The following is a 17340-nucleotide window of genomic DNA, read 5'->3' on the forward strand; positions in this document are numbered from 1 at the left end:
ATAGTTTATTCTACTCAAAGAATAAAATGAGGTTGTCTAAAAAATTGTCATTCCGAGTGTAGCGAAGGAATCTGTTTGATTTAAGTTAGCGATAAACAGATTACTTCTGCCGAAGTCTCGGCCTCGTAATGACCATATGTCAATTTTTTAGACAACCTCTTTATCGATTAGCAGTTACGATATTTATCATTGAGCCCAATGCCGTCTTTGATCATTGGAATGATCTTCTCTAGCCGACTTAACTTTGTGGCTTCTCGTTTTGCCGCAGCGATATATTCTGAGAACTCCCGTTGTTTAAAAGGTGTGAATTTATCGAAAGCGATTTTCAAACTAGCGTCTCTAGAAAATGCATCGACCAATTCAGGTGGAACCGAAGCAGTTTTTTTCTTTTGAGGTTTTATTTCCTTGCCGTCTTTCTGATTTTGAATCGCCTCATGCAAATATGCCTTTATCGGCTTTTCTTGCTTAGCTATTTCTTCGATGGACTGAAATCGCCATTGCCGCAGCGCAACAGTTTTCTCTTCCTGCGCATTGATCAATACATTTTTCTCGTCTTTCAGAAAGACGCCTTGAAAAAACCAGATTCCAACATAGGACTTGAAGGCTCCAATACCAGCGACGTTTTTCCCATTTACGGTGTAAGTGGGGATACTCCATTTTAGGGTCTCTATCATTTCAGTGGTATCAAAGATGGCCCTCAGCATATTTATGGCAGGTATCCATTCACCTTGAGCACTGATATAATCGTCTACAGTACTATATTTTTTCATAAAAAACATCTTTTTTTCATTCCCTTGAACCTGCCTGTCGGCAGACAATGGCAGGAATCTATTTTTTATGTCTTGATGATGGACTTCATCGCATCCTCAATTTCTTTTGAATACATTATCCAATCACCAATTTCCGGCGTATCTAAGGTCTTCGCCCTGCTGTTTAAGCAGTTCGAATCTGTACCGCAGAATTTGTCGGATATGTAAATAATCGTGTGCCAACCAATTTACCAAATATGTCCTAGCGGTCATTCGGCCTAGTTTTGGATGTGTAAAACCATTTTCCCAAGGTGCGTCTTTCAAACCGCGCAACCAATCGATCGATCGATCTCTTTCAGCATTGAACTTTAACAACATTTCGTTATAATCCTGTTCCGAATAATCTCGCTCAACGACCCACACTATGGGATCGAAGGGAGGTGGGGTCTCATCAGGTCTTTCCAAACACCACTGTGTTCTAAAGCGAAAATCATCCCGTTCCTCGTCATACAGATGACAAACGATCTCTAACAGGCACCATTTTTCTGGAGAAGGTCGCCATAGCTGTCGCTGTTGGTTGATATTCTTTAATAGTCCAACAAAGACTTCGCGATTATTTGCAAGTTGTTCGATTATATCTTTCATAGTTAAACTTTTTAGCGGTCTATTGGTAATACTTGCCAAGTATATGGTCTATAGTGTCTACTACTTCTTTTGCATTCTCTGAACTGAAACAGAGGGGAGGTTTGGTCTTTAGCACACTGTCAAAAGGACCATCGGTACTGATCAAGATGTGCCGCTTGCGGAGTTCATTCTTAATGTACTGCGCAATCTGGTGATTTTGTTTCAATGTTTTTTCGCTGATGATTTCCAAGCCCAAAAAAAGTCCACTTCCACGAACATCGCCAATACAGGGATATTTTTGCTTCAAATCCCCTAACAACTTAGTGTAGCACAGCCCAACATTCTTAGCATTCGATTGCAAGTTTTCCTCTTCTATAGTTTCTAAAACGGCCATACCTATGGCACAAGAAACGGGATTGCCCCCAAAAGAGCTGAAGAATTCAACACCTTTGGCAAAGGAATCGGCAATTTCTTGTGTGCAAACAACAGCGCCCATCGGATGTCCATTGCCTATCGGTTTCCCAAGGATGACCATGTCTGGAATTACCTCCTGAGCTTCAAAACCCCAGAAATGATCTCCTAAGCGTCCAAATCCGGTCTGTACTTCGTCACTGATACAAATTCCTCCATTTGCCCTGATTGCAGGATACAGTTCTTTTAAATAGCCTTTTGCCAATGGCACTTGTCCGCCACAACCTACGATAGGCTCACTTATAAATGCGGCGACAGCCATTTCACTTTCTTGCAGCAATGCAATGGCATCTTTGGCATATAGACTTCCAGCATCTTCATTTTTGTATTTCCCCCAATAGGTGTCAGGAATGGGCGTCTTTAAAATATGACCTTTCTGACCTTGTCCCTTTGGATTGCTGAATTTATAATCGCTAACATCGATGGACGTTTGCGTGTTACCATGATATCCGTGTTCTGTTACCATAATGCCATCCCATTGCGTATGCGCCTTGGCCATCCGGATGGCGAGGTCGCTGGCGGCACTTCCCGAATTGACGAGGAATATCTTATTTAAGCTCTTTGGGAAATAGGAAAGTAGTTTTTCGGCATATGCTGGCAAAAGATCATAGAGATAGCGAGTATTCGTATTTAGCTGAGCCATTTGCCGCTGACCCGCTTCGACCACCTTAGGATGACAATGTCCAACGTGGGGAATGTTGTTGTAGGCATCCAAAAAAGTATTTCCATATCCATCGTACATATACTGAAAGGCCGCCTTTTGCACAAAAATTGGGGATTGATAACTTATCGATAAGTTCTCCCCAAAATAGTCTTTGCGTCTTTCTATGTGCCAATCAATAGATTTCGGTGCTTTTGATTCAAAACCTGCCGCCTTTCTGAAGGTAAGTAGCGCTTTTTTTGGATTGATGCGTAACCAGCGATGCAGCATTCGCCAGGCTGGTTTTTCGCTTACAGAAATGTATTCGTTCCCAGGGTCGTCCTTTTTTGCTTGCGCAGAATTACAGACGCTGATGCATAGTCTGGCAGCGATCAAATAGTATAGAACCTCGAGTTCGTTTTCTTCCAACGGTAATGTCTTGTGATAGCCCTTAATGATCGGAATTGCCCAAGACAAGGGGTCTTCCTTGTCATAGCAGGCATAGGTGATCGCCACGGCCAATTCGTTGATAAGAAACGAATGCGCGATATCACCAAAATCGATGATACCAGAAACCTTCCCATCTTTGATCAGGACATTCCACTCGTTGGCGTCGTTGTGTATAATACTTTTTCTAAGTTCGTGTTGTTTTGGAACGACCTGCTGTTCGAATTGCCCAATAAAATAGTTTACGATATTTCTGTGGTGGGCATCATCGATCGCTGGCACCATTTTTTTGACCAATGGCAAGTATTGTATATCCCATTCCCATTGCCTTGCACTTATGGTATCATTTCTAAGTGACAGTAACCTTTTATCCAGACGGGCCAAAAATACACCCAATGACTTAAAAAGGGTTTTGGAATGATCCACATCCCCCAAAAACCGACCCTCGAGAAAACTTAGTTTTCTGTAAATACTAGGGTGGTCACCGAAGTTCTCCAAACCTATATAGCTGTCTTTTTTTACGGGAATAGGCAGTGGGGTCTCTAGATCCAGGTCCTGGACAAACAATAGCACCTCATTCTGTGCTTTGACCATTGCAAGTGTTTCCGCGCTATGCTCATAGGTCTTAAAGATGAAGTTTCCAGAGTCCGTTTCTACTTTATAATTGGCATTCGCATAGCCATCCAATTTTTTAACGGTTGTAATTGGTGACTCGAAATAGGGTTGTAGAAGCGTTTTCACGGTTGTTGGTTGTTGGTGTCTCTGCTATTGGTTTTCTACAGTTGTTTAGCGATCAAATTTTTCAGCAGTAAGTTCGGCGATCTTGACGATGACTTCGGTAGCTTTTATCATACTTTCAACGGGAACATACTCGTATCTACCATGGAAATTATGTCCACCAGCAAAAATATTAGGACACGGAAGTCCCATATAACTCAATTGAGAGCCGTCGGTGCCACCTCTAATGGCCTTTATGAGCGGTTTTATACCAAGTTCTTTCATCGCCTCTTCTGCAATAGCTACGATATGCATTACCGGTTCCACCTTTTCCCGCATATTGTAATATTGGTCTTTCAGTTCAAGTTCTATCACAGCTCTTCCATAGGCTTTGTTCATGGTCGCCGCGATCTCTTGTATCAACGCTTTCCGATCTTCAAATTTCTGACGGTCATGATCCCGAATGATATATTCTAGATGGGTCTCTTCTACCTTACCACTTATGGAATACAAGTGGAAAAATCCTTCATAGCCCTCAGTTTCCTGTGGGATCTCATATTGTGGAAGTGCAGCGATGAATTCGTTGGCGATAAGCATGGAATTCACCATCTTTCCTTTTGCATAGCCAGGGTGAACGATCTTCCCCTTCACTTTTACCTTGGCTCCCGCAGCATTGAAATTTTCATATTCCAACTCGCCGATCTGGCTACCATCCATGGTATAGGCCCAATCGGCTCCAAATTTCTCGACATCAAACTTATGAGCACCACGTCCAATCTCTTCGTCGGGAGTAAAGCCCACACGTATTTTCCCATGTTTAATTTCAGGGTGGGCAAGCAGGTATTTCATGGCCTCCATGATCTCTGTGATACCTGCTTTATCATCTGCACCGAGTAAGGTAGTTCCGTCTGTGGTGATCAATGTCTGACCTTTGTACAGCAACAGATCTTCAAAATAATCTGGTGAAAGCACGATATTTTCCTTCGCATCCAATACGATATCTTTTCCATCATAATTTTCGATGATCTGAGGGTTTACATTGGCGCCAGTATAATCTGGTGTGGTGTCGAAATGTGAAATAAAGCCGATCGTTGGAACTTCATGTCCAACATTGCTAGGCAAGGTGGCCATGACATAGGCATTCTTATCTATAGAAACGTCTTCCATCCCCATTCCCTCTAGTTCTTTGGCAAGTTTTTTGGCCAGGTTCCACTGTTTCTCAGAGCTGGGAGTCGTCTCACTATTGGGGTCAGATTCGGTGTCAATGGTCACATAACTTATAAAACGGGCTATGAGTTTTTGTTTATCGATCATGAAGAAAATTTTAGTTCTTCAAAAATAGCGATTTAGATGAGGAACTATTCTATACTTTTCAAACTTTGAAAAAGCTATTGATCCAAAGAATTCCTCGAGGCGCTGCCCATAAGCTCCGCCTTCGGACCAGTCTCGAGATACCTGCCCGCCACAAGTAGGGTCGGTTTCAAGAAATTTTTATTACCTATTTTTGCGCAAACAATACAATTAGATGTATAAGTACCTTCTTCGACCGATCCTTTTTCAATTTGATCCTGAAAAAGTACACCATTTCACATTTTCTCTCATACGATTCCTATGTAAGATCCCAGGGGTGGCTTCAATTTTTAGAGCATTCTACTCCGTAAATGACAAACGCTTGGAAAGGGAGGTGTTTGGGTTGAAGTTTAAAAACCCAGTAGGACTGGCGGCGGGATTTGATAAAGATGCGAAACTATACAATGAATTAGCCAATTTTGGTTTTGGATTCATCGAGATCGGGACGATCACCCCCAAACCACAGGAGGGGAATCCTAAAAAGCGACTCTTTCGCTTAAAGGCCGATAGCGCTATCATCAATAGAATGGGCTTTAATAATGGAGGTGTTGAAGAGGCGGTAGGGCGCTTAAGAAAGAATAAAGGCAAAGTGCTGGTTGGAGGTAATATTGGAAAGAATAAAGTGACGCCCAATGAGCAGGCTGTAGAAGATTATAAGATCTGTTTCAATGCGTTGTTCGACCATGTCGATTACTTTGTGGTGAATGTGAGTTCGCCCAATACGCCAGGACTTCGCGAACTTCAAGATAAGGAGCCGTTGACGAAACTACTGACTGAGCTTCAGGTTTTAAATAAGGATTTATCAGTTCGAGCGCAGTCGAGAAGACAAAAGCCAATACTCTTAAAGATAGCGCCAGATTTGACTGACGAGCAGTTATTGGATATCATAACCATCGTAAAGGATTCAAAAATAGATGGAGTTATTGCCACCAACACGACCATTTCTCGAGAAGGTTTGAGCTCGCCATCTTCATTGACCAGCGAACAAGGAGGACTCAGTGGAAGGCCAGTAAGAGATCGCAGTACCGAAGTCATTCGATTTTTGGCAAAACATAGTAACAAGTCCTTTCCAATAATCGGTGTCGGCGGGATACACAAGGCTGAAGATGCACTTGAAAAACTGGAGGCGGGTGCCGATCTTGTTCAGTTATATACGGGATTTATCTATGAAGGGCCGGCATTGGTAAGGGATATCAATAGAGCAGTTCTCAGATAGCATATCGGATGTTTTCTTATTATTCATCCACTCAATATCACAATGTGGAGAATATTAAGCGTACTTTTGCGGCTAATTGTGAGATGGCGTATGATGAAGAATGTCATTTCTAACTACATTATATGACATTTAAATCATTAGGATTATCCAATGCTCTACTGAAAGCAGTCGAGAAAAAAGGATATACAACGCCTTCACCGATTCAAGAAAAGGCGATACCACGAATTTTAGAAGGAAAAGATGTTTTGGCATCCGCCCAAACAGGAACCGGAAAAACGGCCGGGTTTACATTACCCCTCTTACAGATCTTATCTCAAGGACAGCAACTGAGAAGGCGCCCCATACGGGCGCTGGTATTAACACCAACCAGAGAATTGGCAGCCCAAGTATATGACAATGTAATGGATTATGGAAAGTTCTTAGACCTGCGAGCGATGGTGATGTTTGGTGGGGTCAATGCCAAACCGCAGATACGAACGCTGAAGAATGGAGTGGACATCCTCGTGGCTACTCCGGGTCGTTTATTGGATCTGTATAACCAGAAGGCCCTATCTTTGGCCAATATCGAAATATTGGTAATGGATGAAGCAGATCGCATGCTCGATATGGGCTTTTTACGAGACATCAAACGAATTCTTGCCTTGATGCCAAAGAAAAGACAGAATTTGTTGTTTTCGGCTACCTTTTCTAAAGAGATAAAGCAATTAGCTGGAAGTATTTTGCATCAACCGGTTTCGGTAGAGGCTACTCCAGAGAATACGACTGCCGAAAAGGTGAATCAGAGGATGTATAAAGTTGATAAGGGTGAGAAACCTAACTTGCTCATCAAATTAATATCAGAGGGAAACTGGGATCAAGTATTGGTATTTACCCGAACAAAACATGGTGCCAATCGCTTGAGTCAGAAATTGGAGAAAAGTGGTATATCCTCTGCTGCGATCCATGGAAATAAAAGCCAAGGAGCCCGTACCAAAGCCCTCAGTGGATTTAAACAAGGAGCGATTAGGGTATTGGTGGCCACGGACATTGCCGCTCGGGGATTGGACATTCCTTTGTTGCCGCATGTGATCAATTTTGAATTGCCCAACATACCCGAAGATTACGTGCACAGAATTGGTAGGACTGGTAGGGCAGGAGCCAGCGGCGAGGCGCTTTCCTTGGTAAGTATCGATGAGCGAGATTATGTCAAAGGAATCGAAAAGCTGCTTGACGAATCATTTAAGTTGGAAGTATTTGAGGGATTTGAGCCTAGCGACCGGCCAGAAAGCGATGGTAGGCCAGCTACAAACTCGCAATCTAGAAGGTCACGACCAAAAAATCGCAACAGAAATTACCGAGGCGAGCGCGGAAGAAACAATTCCAATCGTGGCGGCAGCAAGAAGTCTTGATCCAATTTTTTTAAAAAGACTTCCTATTTCTATTTGGATCGATATTAGGACAAGATACTTGAACGCGTATCTTGATAGCTGTGTTCTTTCAGATTGATATACAGATTTCCAGGATACATGGAGAAGGCGAAAACCTCTCTTACCTCTTCTGGTTTTACAGCGAGCGCTACATCAAAATTTTTACAGATCATAGACAGAGCCATGATCATTTCGTGCATGGCCAAATTCTTACCTGGGCAGAAACGAGGTCCTGCTCCAAAAACCTTTATGATATCTGGGCTATGTGGCCCTGAGAACGGACACCCTTCTTTTAACCAGCGTTCAGGGACAAAAGACTCTCCATGAGCAAAGTATTTCTCATCGGTTTGTGACACTTGGATCTGGAAGATGATCGAAGTGTCTTTCTCAATATGGATACCATTGATCTCGATATCTTCATTAGCTTGATGAAACATGTTGGGGGCCACGGGTTTTAGACGTAAAGCTTCCATCGCAACCGCCTCGGTATATTTTAGCTTGCCAAGGGTCTCATTGTTTGGAGGGAATAAGCCGTCACCGTAGATCTCAAAAGCCTCTTCGCGTATCTTTTTTACCATTTCTGGCTGTTGCCCTAAATAATACAATGCCCAAGAGACCGAATTGGAAGTGGTGTCCTCTCCAGCCATCAAAAGCGAAAAAACATTGCTATACACCGCATGGTCCGAGAAGTTTTTATCCTTTTCTTGTTCTACGAGTAGGGCTTCCAAGAAATTCGTTGGATTTTCCTTCAATTCAGGATTATTTTCTAAACGCCCTTTAGCCTCATTGATAAAGTGGTTCACGGTTGCTTCTATCTCAGCAACCGCATGATCCAATTCTTTGTCTTTTTTTAGTTTCAAGTAGCGCCAAAGCGGAATTGGAGCCGTGATACGTTCGTTGATCATCGGAAAGACCTTCTCCAAATGTTCTTGGATCACATCTCCGTCATGGTCGATGGTATTCATCGGATATCCAAAGGCGATCACAGTGGTGATGTCAACGGTATAGCGCATCATTTCTTGTTGGATATCAATAGGGTCACCGGTTGCTTCAAGCCTTTTTAGTTTGTTCAAAAAGCGCTCTGTTGTTTGCGAGATAATGGGAAAGAAACCTTTCACATTCTTCATGTTCAATGCTTCGGAGGTGAGTTTCCTGTGTTTTTTCCAAGTTTCCCCTTCCGCATTAAAGACTCCTTTCACTCCGATCTCTTCGATAATGTCGGTCATCTTTGATAACCTTCTAAATTTCTCTGGACGTGCCTTTAAAACTTTTTTATTAAAATCCGGGTTTGTAGAGACCAAAAAAGGTTTTCCAACGAAGTGAACCCGAAAGATATTCCCAACCTCTTCCGACCATTTTTCAATCGCACGATGCTTATTTTCTACGTTGAATTGATGAAGGTGACCTACAATAAAATCTCCTTTTGGTGTGGGGAGATCCTTTAGGGTCTTGGTTTTGTTTGTTATGGTTTCTGGCGTTTCTTCGAAAAGAGATGCGTCGATAAAAATATTACCATCTTCAATTTTTATTGGATAGCTCTTCAGGCAGGCTCTTTTTCTGGTATGCTTGCCATCTTGGCAAGAAAATTTCCAATGATGCATAGGGCAAACGATATGTCCTTTCTCAATGTGACCTTCAATAAGCGGTGTACCTTCATGCGGACAATTTCCCTGAAAGGCCTTGATCGAATTTTCATGTTCAAGAAGGAGAATGCGTTGCTCGTTTAGAATAACTTCGTGAAGTTGGTCTGTTTGAATATCAGAACGTTTGGCAATTTGGATCGGTTTCATGGATAGCATAAGTTGGTTACCTTCAAAATTAACGAAAAAAGAAAGACCCTACACAAGAGCGTAGGGTCGAAATGGGAATCTTTGGAAAAGCCATTTAGTTTTCAATAATGATCTTTCTAGTGCTTGTATTTCCTTCGATGGAAATAATACGGATCAAATAGATTCCAGCGTCTAGCGCACTATAGTCAAATTCGAGTTCGCGTTGATTGTTAACATTTTCTACTCGCACCTTTTTTCCCAATAGGTCATAGACCTGAACTTCGGTAATTGGATCTGCACGAAGCGAGGCGACCTTAAAAATACCGTTGCTAGGATTGGGATATACCGTAAATGCATCGCGATCAAATTCATCAGTGCTTAGGATCGCATCTAGTGTAATGGTCAAAGTGCCCACCTTTTCGTTGGAGAAAGGGGCTATATTTTGCCTGCTAAAGATCACTTCTTGGGGGCTGCTGGCAGGATTGCTACCAGAATAGGTGTCTCCTTCTTCAGTACCAGCATCATACGGATATAGATCGAGCGTTATCGATGGTATCCAGTCGCCGTTGGTGTCCAAAAGTGAGATACTATTCACCGCGATCATCCAGTCTGGACTTGGCGCGATCATAGCGGCTAAAGATAACAACGGATAATTACCACTCACTTCAACCCCAGATAGTGCAGCGGTACTAATAGCTGCAAAGGGAGAAAATGAGGCCTGTAACCATCGATCGGCTGTTCCATCGATATTGATGGCGTCCTCTACTTCATTAAAAAAATTACCATTGCTACCCAATTCTGCCACATCCTCTATCCCAGGACTGGCCAATTGGCCAGGGACAACGAATGTAACACTGTTGTTGTGGGTGGCTCCAACGAGATCGCTCCAATGTGCATTGGATGGAAAACCGGCAAAAGGATGCGTGGTATTGCTCCATGTGCTCGTAAAGCTAATGTCATAACGTGCGATGGATTGAGCATGTACATTCCAAAGAGCGCTCGAAATGAGTAAGATGGTTGTAAATAAAAGCGTAATTTTCTTGATCATCGGTTGATAAGTTTATGTTACTTTTAAGGGATTTTTGCCAAATTCATGGATATCGAAATCATTTTATCTTTTTTAGTCGCATCTATACTGCTGACCCTTTCACCCGGTCCTGATAATATTTACGTTTTAACACAAGGAATGGTTCACGGGAAGAAATATGGCATAGTCACGACCCTTGGCTTGGTCAGCGGTATTCTGGTGCATACCACGTTGGTAGCATTCGGTGTATCGGCCATTATTAAAAAGAGTGAGACGATTTTCTTCGTGATTAAATTGTTGGGTGCTTTATACTTGTTTTACCTTGCCTACCAAGTTATCAGAAGTGAACCAGCAATTCGGGTAAACAAAGCTCTGGCACCCCGGAAAGATCTTTTTCAATTGTACCGTCAGGGTTTTATCATGAATGTGCTCAACCCGAAGGTTACCATCTTCTTTCTCGCCTTTTTTCCGAGTTTTCTTTTTAGTGAGACACTAAGCAACATAGTACAGTTCTACGTCTTGGGGGTACTATTTATGTTGCAGGCTTTGTTGATATTCGGTTTGATAGCGATCCTGGCGGGAACCATCGCTGAATTTTTAAAGAAACACCGAAATACAGGTGTGGTTCTTAAATGGATGCAGATCTTCGTTTTTATCGGGATTGGAGTTTTCATCCTTCTTTCGGATCAATAGCTTTTCAAAAACCATCAACCTTATATTTCATCATAAAAAATAGTGGTATTTTTATGCTCGCCAATGAATAAAGTAAAACTCATAGAATGTCCACGAGATGCCATGCAGGGCATCAAAGAGTTTATTCCTACGGAAAAAAAAGTACAGTATATACAAGCACTGCTGCGATGTGGTTTTCATACTATAGACTTTGGGAGTTTTGTCTCGCCAAAGGCTATTCCGCAAATGGTGGATACGGCCGAAGTACTGGCCAAACTCGATCTTTCAACGACCGAGAGCAAATTGCTAGCCATTGTTGCTAATGTGCGCGGCGCTAATGATGCCGTTATTCATCCCGAAATTGACTATTTAGGGTATCCGTTTTCTATTTCGGAGAACTTTCAAATGCGTAATACTCATAAGACCATTGCGCAGTCTCTGAATGTCCTCAGCGAGATATTGCATATTGCCGATAAAACAAACAAGGAGGTCGTGGCGTATCTCTCAATGGGATTTGGAAATCCGTATGGTGATCCTTGGAGTGTTGAGATCGTTGGCGAGTGGACCGAGAAGTTGGCTAAAATGGGCGTGAGGATCCTGTCACTATCGGATACCGTGGGCAGTTCTACCCCAGAAGTGATCGATTATTTATTTGCCAACCTCATACCTAAGTATCCAGATATTGAATTTGGGGCTCATTTACATACCACTCCCTCTAAATGGCATGAAAAAGTGGATGCCGCTTACAAGGCTGGATGTAGAAGGTTTGATGGTGCCATTCAAGGATTTGGTGGGTGTCCCATGGCAAAGGATGAACTTACTGGCAATATGCCCACAGAACGCATGGTATCCTATTTCACTGCTGAAAAGGTCGATTCCAACATTAGTCCAATGAGTTTTGAAAGCGCCTACAACGAAGCATCAAAGATCTTTAATTTCTATCATTAGAAAATAAAGGGAATAAGGCTATAGGTGTCTTTTTTATAGGCGAGGTACTCTTCACCAAATCGCTCCTCTAAATATACTTCCTCCAACACGATCTTGTAGAAAATGATACCTGCGAGCAGCGTATACACCAAAGTGACTATAATTCGACCATCATGCCAGACCAATGGCAAGAAAAAAAGTAGTAATCCAAGATATATCGGATTTCGTAATAATCTATAAGGTCCCTTTTTGATGAGCATATCAGATTTTACCTCGGGTTGAGATTGTAAATTCTTGATACCCAATGATAGGACACCCCAAACGGCTAAGGCGATGGCCAGACATTGAAAAAGAGCCCAAAAACTCGGAGCTACCGTGGCCGTGTAGAATGTTAAAAACAGGCCACTAAAGAATTCGAGCGTTACTAACGCAAAGGAAGTTTTAGACATGGGGCAATGTTTAAATATTCAATATAGTAAAAAAAATGTAATTCGATGAAATGCACCATGTTGGGAGGTATATTGGTTCTCAGTATCGTATAAACGGGATAGTTCGCAAATTCGTATAAAAAAAGCGCATTCTTTGGAATGCGCTTATGGTAGTAATACAGATTTCGAGTCTAGAATCGCAGCTCAAAACCTCCGTAAATTCCGAAAGGATGACCAGGTCTAAGTCCTGCTGGGACACGTGAAACAGCATAGGTTTCGTCCAGAAGATTGATGACATTGGCCGTTAAACTGAAATTTTTACTGAAATGATATTTAGAGGAAAGGTCAATGATAAAATTACTTGCCACTTCTTCATCCGCAGGAATACTGCCTTGTCCAGCTTGCGTTCTGAAGGCTCCGTTGAATCTTCCATTGGCATTGATCTCAAAATCTTTGTGTTCTAAAGAGAGCGATGCATTGAATTGATGCTTGGAAATATAGGGAAGTTCATCTCCCGCTTGCACTTCGCCCCAAAGGTCATCGTCGCTTCCAAAGCTATTCAAGAATTCGGTGTCCGTAAAGGTATAACCGAAGGTGATCGGAAGATTGAAACTTTCATTCAGTGGCAAGAGATTGTAGTTTAAAAGAAGCTCGATTCCTTTTACGTTCACCTCTCCTGCGTTAAATTGTTCAAGAGAACCAGTACCGCCAGTTGCAGCGAGATCACTTCCGAGCAAATTGCTATAGTCGTTATAGAATCCGATGAGTTCCCCAGAAATTCCAGCAATATCAAATCGAGAACCCAATTCTATATTGATGCTTTCTTCGGGCTTCTGACCGGGCTGATTGCTCGGGGGAGAGAATCCTTTATGAACTCCACCAAACACAGACACCGTGTTGTTTACATTATAATTAAAACCAATACCAGGAATAAACACGTCGACATCATTTTCTCTTGTGGATAGGTCACTTCCAGTACGAGAAGGGTCACTGGTGCCATAGTTTAATCTTCGTAGTCGAATGTTCTCGTACCGAATACCAGGTGTAAGGGTTAGGTCGTTATATTTCAACTTGTACATTGCAAATGCAGCGAACGCGCGTGCATCACTGATTCGATTGGCATCAGAACCTCCGGGAGCATCAAACGTAAGTTGCATGATTCCATCGGTGATACTATAGCCATCTTTCCATTGAAAACGGTCTTCCTCGTCAAAATGGTACCGAAGTCCAATTTCTACGTCATGGAAAAAAGAATCACCGCCCCAATGATAGTCGAACTTGGTTTGAATCCCTTGTGAGGTATATCTACGATTGTTTGCCTTTACCAAAAGCGCGTCATCTGCCGAATTCGCCGTGCCATCCAAGATGGCAAAATGATCTGGGAAGTCTTGAGGATTGCTTATTACCGCAGCGATCCCTCTCTTATCCCCGTTGAATACCACATCATTCAATTTATACCAGTTACGCTCAAAGCCATTGTGGTATGCAGTGGTCGAAACTCTAAAGTAATCACTGAATTTCAAGGTATGAGTGGCCATCACCTGTACGTGCTCGGTCACCATTTGGTCTTCCTGAGACGAAGCATACCTTCTAAAAGGAGTGGCTGCAAAGTCCTCTTCGGTAAGCCCAAGATACGTTTCGTCAGAAACTTCATCTGAATATTGAAATTTCACTTCCAATGCTTGTCTCAACGTTGCATCGGAATTCGAATTCACCCTAAATTTAGCTACAAGGTCATTTTTGTCAAAGCCGGTGTCACCGCCATTGTCTAATTCCTTAAAACCATCCGAAGCAAAGTTGAGGTATTCTACCATGTATCCAAAGTTCTCTTTGCTATCCCCCACAACGGCGTGAATACGACTACTGTTAAAGCTTCCATAATTTGCGGATGCCCTTACACCAAAGGATCTTGGAATACTAGTAGAAAGCATGTTAATAGCTCCACCTGTTGTATATGGACCATATTGAACTTGGCTACTTCCCTTTAAGACCTCTACCGCCTCCATTCTGGCGATAGAAGGAAAATAGTAAGCGGCGGGAGCACTGTATGGTGCTGGTGCTATAAGGACACCATCTTCCATCAATGTTATTTTCGCGCTGCGCTCTGGAGAGGTACCTCGAAGACTGATGTTGGGACGAAGACCAAAACCATCCTCTTCATAAATATTAACACCAGGAACAGTTCTCAGTACTCTGTTAATATCGATGGGATTGAATTTTTTTAGTTCAGCCGGGTCGATATAATAGGCCGATCCTGTGCGGTTTTTAGCCTGAAACTTACTCCCAAATATCACATTGGCAGAAAGCACGACTTCTTTTAATTGTTGGATACTATCTAGGGATGTGCTTGGTTGTTGTTGCGACTGGCCTTTTGAAGAAAGATAGGCTAGCAGTAAAAAGACGGTTAGTAGATAAGCTTTGTTCATTTATTTAGACTTATTAAAAATAATAGTGATTTTCCAGCTGCAAATTTATATGCTGGTCTTTTTATATCAAAATTTATTTAGAACAAATAAAAATAAACTCATCAATTCATAGTTAAATAATTAATAATCAATACAATGTATTGTGTTAAATTTATGTTTTGAAGCTATAAGGTCTTCATTTTGATACAACGATAAGATGATCTTCATCCTTGTAATTGATTGGGAAGAGTATGATATTTCAACCTCCTTTTTTGAGTTTTTATTATGAGTGGTCAGACCTTAATGTTTGGAATAAAAGGACTATATTTGCATGCAATTAATTTCTAACAATATCTCCTAAGTTTGGAGATTCCAATTAGTTGCGACATGACAGCTCACGATTCCAAATTTGTTGGCCAAGGACTCACATATGATGATGTGCTTTTAGTGCCAGCATATTCCGAAGTACTTCCAAGAGAAGTCAACATTCAAACAAAATTTACTCGAAACATCACACTCAATGTGCCTATTGTATCGGCTGCAATGGACACGGTTACCGAAAGCAGAATGGCGATCGCCATGGCGCGCGAAGGGGGTATCGGAGTACTTCACAAAAATATGGGTATCGACGAGCAGGCGGCAAAAGTGCGCAGAGTGAAGCGCGCAGAAAGCGGGATGATCATCGATCCTGTCACCCTACCACTCACTGCAAAGGTCATGGATGCAAAAAGAAGCATGGCGGAGCATAGTATCGGTGGAATTCCAATAGTCGACGAAGAAGGCTTCCTCAAGGGTATTGTCACCAATCGTGACCTCAGATTCGAAAAGAACAATGATCGTCCCATTTTAGAAGTGATGACCAAGGATAATTTGGTCACAGCTGCCAAAGGGACTTCTTTGTCAGACGCTGAAGTGATCTTGCAGAATAACAAAATAGAAAAATTGCCTGTAGTCGATGACCAAAACAAACTCATAGGGCTTATTACTTTTAGAGATATCACCAAAGTGACCCAAAAACCCATTGCCAACAAAGACCAGTATGGGAGATTACGGGTGGCTGCTGCCATCGGTGTTACCGCAGACGCTGTGGCAAGAGCCGAAGCGCTGGTCAACGCTGGAGTCGATGCGATCATCATTGACACGGCTCACGGACATACCAGAGGAGTAGTTTTGGTCTTAAAGGCCGTTAAGGAAAAATTTCCAGCAATCGATGTGGTGGTCGGGAACATAGCGACACCTGAGGCAGCGACCTATTTGGTAGAAAACGGTGCTGATGCTGTCAAGGTAGGAATCGGGCCAGGCTCGATCTGTACGACCCGAGTCGTTGCAGGAGTTGGTTTTCCTCAGTTCTCGGCAGTATTGGAGGTGGCAGCAGCCTTAAAAGGTAGTGGTGTGCCTGTCATTGCAGATGGAGGTATCCGTTATACGGGCGATATTCCTAAGGCCATTGCTGCAGGAGCCGACTGTGTGATGCTTGGTTCTTTGCTGGCTGGTACCAAGGAGTCGCCTGGAGAAACCATCATCTATGAGGGAAGGAAATTTAAAAGTTATCGGGGAATGGGGTCGGTCGAAGCCATGAAAACAGGGAGTAAAGATCGCTATTTTCAAGATGTTGAAGATGATATCAAGAAATTGGTACCTGAGGGGATCGTAGGGCGTGTCCCCTACAAAGGCGAGCTGCTAGAAAGCATGCATCAATTTATTGGAGGACTCAGAGCTGGTATGGGATATTGTGGGGCCAAAGACATCGCTAGCTTAAAGGAAAATGGCCGTTTTGTAAGGCTCACCGCCTCTGGTATTGGGGAAAGTCATCCGCATAATGTGACCATCACCAAAGAGGCTCCCAATTACAGTAGAGGATAAGTTTTATTATTTGCCATAAAGCAAAAGCGATGAGCTTGTAACCCACCGCTTCTGTTGATCTCAATATGCTTTTTTTATTCCTTTTTAGGAGTAATGCCCATTTTGGCCAGTACAGCAATCGATATGTCATGACTTCTATCGAAATAGGCCAAGTGATTGCCGTCGAAGGTTAGGATTTGGGTGTACGCTTTTTCTTTGGCGATCTCTTCTATATACTTCCCGATTTTCTGATATAATGGTCTCAAGAGATCATCCTTTCGGATTTGCGCCAGCGCTGCGCCATTTTGGCGAAACTTTTGAATGTCGTTTTCCATGGCGAGGATCTCTTCTGAAGCGGTCTTTCTTTCCGCACCGGTCATCGTATCTATCTTTGGCTTCACAAAGTTGACCTTTTCTTGATAGTCTTTAAGTTTTATTTGAAGCGTGCTATCTAGCTCTTTCGTATATTTCTCTAGTTCGGATTGTACTTGCTTGGTCTCTGGCATCTGTGATAGAATATAATCAATATCAACGGTGCCCACTTTGGTTTGGGCAAAAACAGTGACGCCAATGATGGTAAAAAATAAAGAGATAAAAATGGTTTTAGTATTCATACTGTTAGAGTTTTGCGCCAAAAGTAGCCAAATCAT

Annotated in this window: 14 protein-coding genes; 5 read left to right on the forward strand and 9 right to left on the reverse strand. The window is 42.5% G+C overall.

From position 1 onward, the window contains the following. Positions 1 to 167: 167 nt before the first annotated feature. The 4 genes from ACFQ1M_RS18160 to pepT form a co-directional block, all read right to left on the reverse strand. Positions 168 to 770, reverse strand: coding sequence for a YdeI/OmpD-associated family protein (locus tag ACFQ1M_RS18160; protein ID WP_386411238.1), 603 nt, complete (start codon positions 768 to 770; stop codon positions 168 to 170). A 123-nt stretch (positions 771 to 893) separates the two neighbouring features. Beyond that, positions 894 to 1394, reverse strand: coding sequence for a DinB family protein (locus ACFQ1M_RS18165; RefSeq protein WP_386411241.1), 501 nt, complete (start codon positions 1392 to 1394; stop codon positions 894 to 896). A gap of 19 nt (positions 1395 to 1413) precedes the next feature. After that, positions 1414 to 3672, reverse strand: coding sequence for an aminotransferase class III-fold pyridoxal phosphate-dependent enzyme (locus tag ACFQ1M_RS18170; RefSeq protein WP_386411244.1), 2259 nt, complete (start codon positions 3670 to 3672; stop codon positions 1414 to 1416). Between the two features lie 45 nt (positions 3673 to 3717). Beyond that, the gene (gene pepT / locus ACFQ1M_RS18175) at positions 3718 to 4962 is read right to left on the reverse strand and encodes a peptidase T (protein ID WP_386411247.1); all 1245 of its coding nucleotides are present in this window, start codon (positions 4960 to 4962) and stop codon (positions 3718 to 3720) included. Between the two features lie 211 nt (positions 4963 to 5173). Between pepT and ACFQ1M_RS18180 the strand changes: the two genes are divergently transcribed. Further along, positions 5174 to 6214: a quinone-dependent dihydroorotate dehydrogenase gene (locus ACFQ1M_RS18180; RefSeq protein WP_386411250.1), complete on the forward strand. Its 1041-nt coding sequence runs from the start codon at positions 5174 to 5176 to the stop codon at positions 6212 to 6214. A gap of 122 nt (positions 6215 to 6336) precedes the next feature. After that, a complete protein-coding gene (locus ACFQ1M_RS18185; protein ID WP_386411253.1) occupies positions 6337 to 7602 on the forward strand; it encodes a DEAD/DEAH box helicase in 1266 nt (421 codons plus the stop codon). A 44-nt stretch (positions 7603 to 7646) separates the two neighbouring features. On the opposite strand, the gene ACFQ1M_RS18190 is transcribed toward ACFQ1M_RS18185, so the two are convergent. Beyond that, the gene (locus ACFQ1M_RS18190; protein ID WP_386411256.1) at positions 7647 to 9410 is read right to left on the reverse strand and encodes a cytochrome P450; all 1764 of its coding nucleotides are present in this window, start codon (positions 9408 to 9410) and stop codon (positions 7647 to 7649) included. Positions 9411 to 9504: 94 nt separating this feature from the next. Beyond that, on the reverse strand, positions 9505 to 10437 hold the full coding sequence (locus ACFQ1M_RS18195) for a spondin domain-containing protein (protein WP_386411259.1): 933 nt from the start codon (positions 10435 to 10437) through the stop codon (positions 9505 to 9507). A gap of 45 nt (positions 10438 to 10482) precedes the next feature. Here ACFQ1M_RS18195 and ACFQ1M_RS18200 point away from each other — a divergent pair, with 45 nt between their 5' ends. Together ACFQ1M_RS18200 and ACFQ1M_RS18205 are read left to right on the forward strand one after the other, a co-directional pair. Then, the gene (locus ACFQ1M_RS18200) at positions 10483 to 11109 is read left to right on the forward strand and encodes a LysE family translocator (protein ID WP_386411262.1); all 627 of its coding nucleotides are present in this window, start codon (positions 10483 to 10485) and stop codon (positions 11107 to 11109) included. A 63-nt stretch (positions 11110 to 11172) separates the two neighbouring features. Continuing rightward, positions 11173 to 12036: a hydroxymethylglutaryl-CoA lyase gene (locus ACFQ1M_RS18205; RefSeq protein ID WP_386411265.1), complete on the forward strand. Its 864-nt coding sequence runs from the start codon at positions 11173 to 11175 to the stop codon at positions 12034 to 12036. Here ACFQ1M_RS18205 and ACFQ1M_RS18210 read toward each other — a convergent pair. Continuing rightward, on the reverse strand, positions 12033 to 12464 hold the full coding sequence (locus ACFQ1M_RS18210; RefSeq protein ID WP_386411268.1) for a methyltransferase family protein: 432 nt from the start codon (positions 12462 to 12464) through the stop codon (positions 12033 to 12035). The two genes, ACFQ1M_RS18205 and ACFQ1M_RS18210, sit on opposite strands and share 4 nt — an antisense overlap. A gap of 170 nt (positions 12465 to 12634) precedes the next feature. Continuing rightward, a complete protein-coding gene (locus ACFQ1M_RS18215) occupies positions 12635 to 14869 on the reverse strand; it encodes a TonB-dependent receptor family protein (protein WP_386411271.1) in 2235 nt (744 codons plus the stop codon). A gap of 366 nt (positions 14870 to 15235) precedes the next feature. Between ACFQ1M_RS18215 and guaB the strand changes: the two genes are divergently transcribed. Further along, positions 15236 to 16711, forward strand: coding sequence for an IMP dehydrogenase (gene guaB / locus ACFQ1M_RS18220; protein ID WP_386411274.1), 1476 nt, complete (start codon positions 15236 to 15238; stop codon positions 16709 to 16711). A 74-nt stretch (positions 16712 to 16785) separates the two neighbouring features. Here guaB and ACFQ1M_RS18225 read toward each other — a convergent pair whose 3' ends face one another. Beyond that, positions 16786 to 17304 carry an OmpH family outer membrane protein gene (locus ACFQ1M_RS18225; protein ID WP_386411277.1) on the reverse strand — a complete coding sequence of 173 codons (519 nt, stop codon included), beginning with the start codon at positions 17302 to 17304 and terminating at the stop codon, positions 16786 to 16788. Between the last annotated feature and the right edge of the window lie 36 nt (positions 17305 to 17340).

This window comes from Sungkyunkwania multivorans (assembly GCF_042675645.1).
GTDB lineage: Bacteria > Bacteroidota > Bacteroidia > Flavobacteriales > Flavobacteriaceae > Sungkyunkwania > Sungkyunkwania multivorans.

What these genes read in the sequence shown, in the direction of transcription:
- ACFQ1M_RS18160 (WP_386411238.1), bottom strand. Translation starts at nt 770, where the DNA reads ATGAAAAAATATAGTACTGTAGACGATTATATCAGTGCTCAAGGTGAA.
- ACFQ1M_RS18165 (WP_386411241.1), bottom strand. Translation starts at nt 1,394, where the DNA reads ATGAAAGATATAATCGAACAACTTGCAAATAATCGCGAAGTCTTTGTT.
- pepT (WP_386411247.1), bottom strand. Translation starts at nt 4,962, where the DNA reads ATGATCGATAAACAAAAACTCATAGCCCGTTTTATAAGTTATGTGACC.
- ACFQ1M_RS18180 (WP_386411250.1), top strand. Translation starts at nt 5,174, where the DNA reads ATGTATAAGTACCTTCTTCGACCGATCCTTTTTCAATTTGATCCTGAA.
- ACFQ1M_RS18185 (WP_386411253.1), top strand. Translation starts at nt 6,337, where the DNA reads ATGACATTTAAATCATTAGGATTATCCAATGCTCTACTGAAAGCAGTC.
- ACFQ1M_RS18190 (WP_386411256.1), bottom strand. Translation starts at nt 9,410, where the DNA reads ATGAAACCGATCCAAATTGCCAAACGTTCTGATATTCAAACAGACCAA.
- ACFQ1M_RS18195 (WP_386411259.1), bottom strand. Translation starts at nt 10,437, where the DNA reads ATGATCAAGAAAATTACGCTTTTATTTACAACCATCTTACTCATTTCG.
- ACFQ1M_RS18200 (WP_386411262.1), top strand. Translation starts at nt 10,483, where the DNA reads ATGGATATCGAAATCATTTTATCTTTTTTAGTCGCATCTATACTGCTG.
- ACFQ1M_RS18205 (WP_386411265.1), top strand. Translation starts at nt 11,173, where the DNA reads ATGAATAAAGTAAAACTCATAGAATGTCCACGAGATGCCATGCAGGGC.
- ACFQ1M_RS18210 (WP_386411268.1), bottom strand. Translation starts at nt 12,464, where the DNA reads ATGTCTAAAACTTCCTTTGCGTTAGTAACGCTCGAATTCTTTAGTGGC.
- ACFQ1M_RS18215 (WP_386411271.1), bottom strand. Translation starts at nt 14,869, where the DNA reads ATGAACAAAGCTTATCTACTAACCGTCTTTTTACTGCTAGCCTATCTT.
- guaB (WP_386411274.1), top strand. Translation starts at nt 15,236, where the DNA reads ATGACAGCTCACGATTCCAAATTTGTTGGCCAAGGACTCACATATGAT.
- ACFQ1M_RS18225 (WP_386411277.1), bottom strand. Translation starts at nt 17,304, where the DNA reads ATGAATACTAAAACCATTTTTATCTCTTTATTTTTTACCATCATTGGC.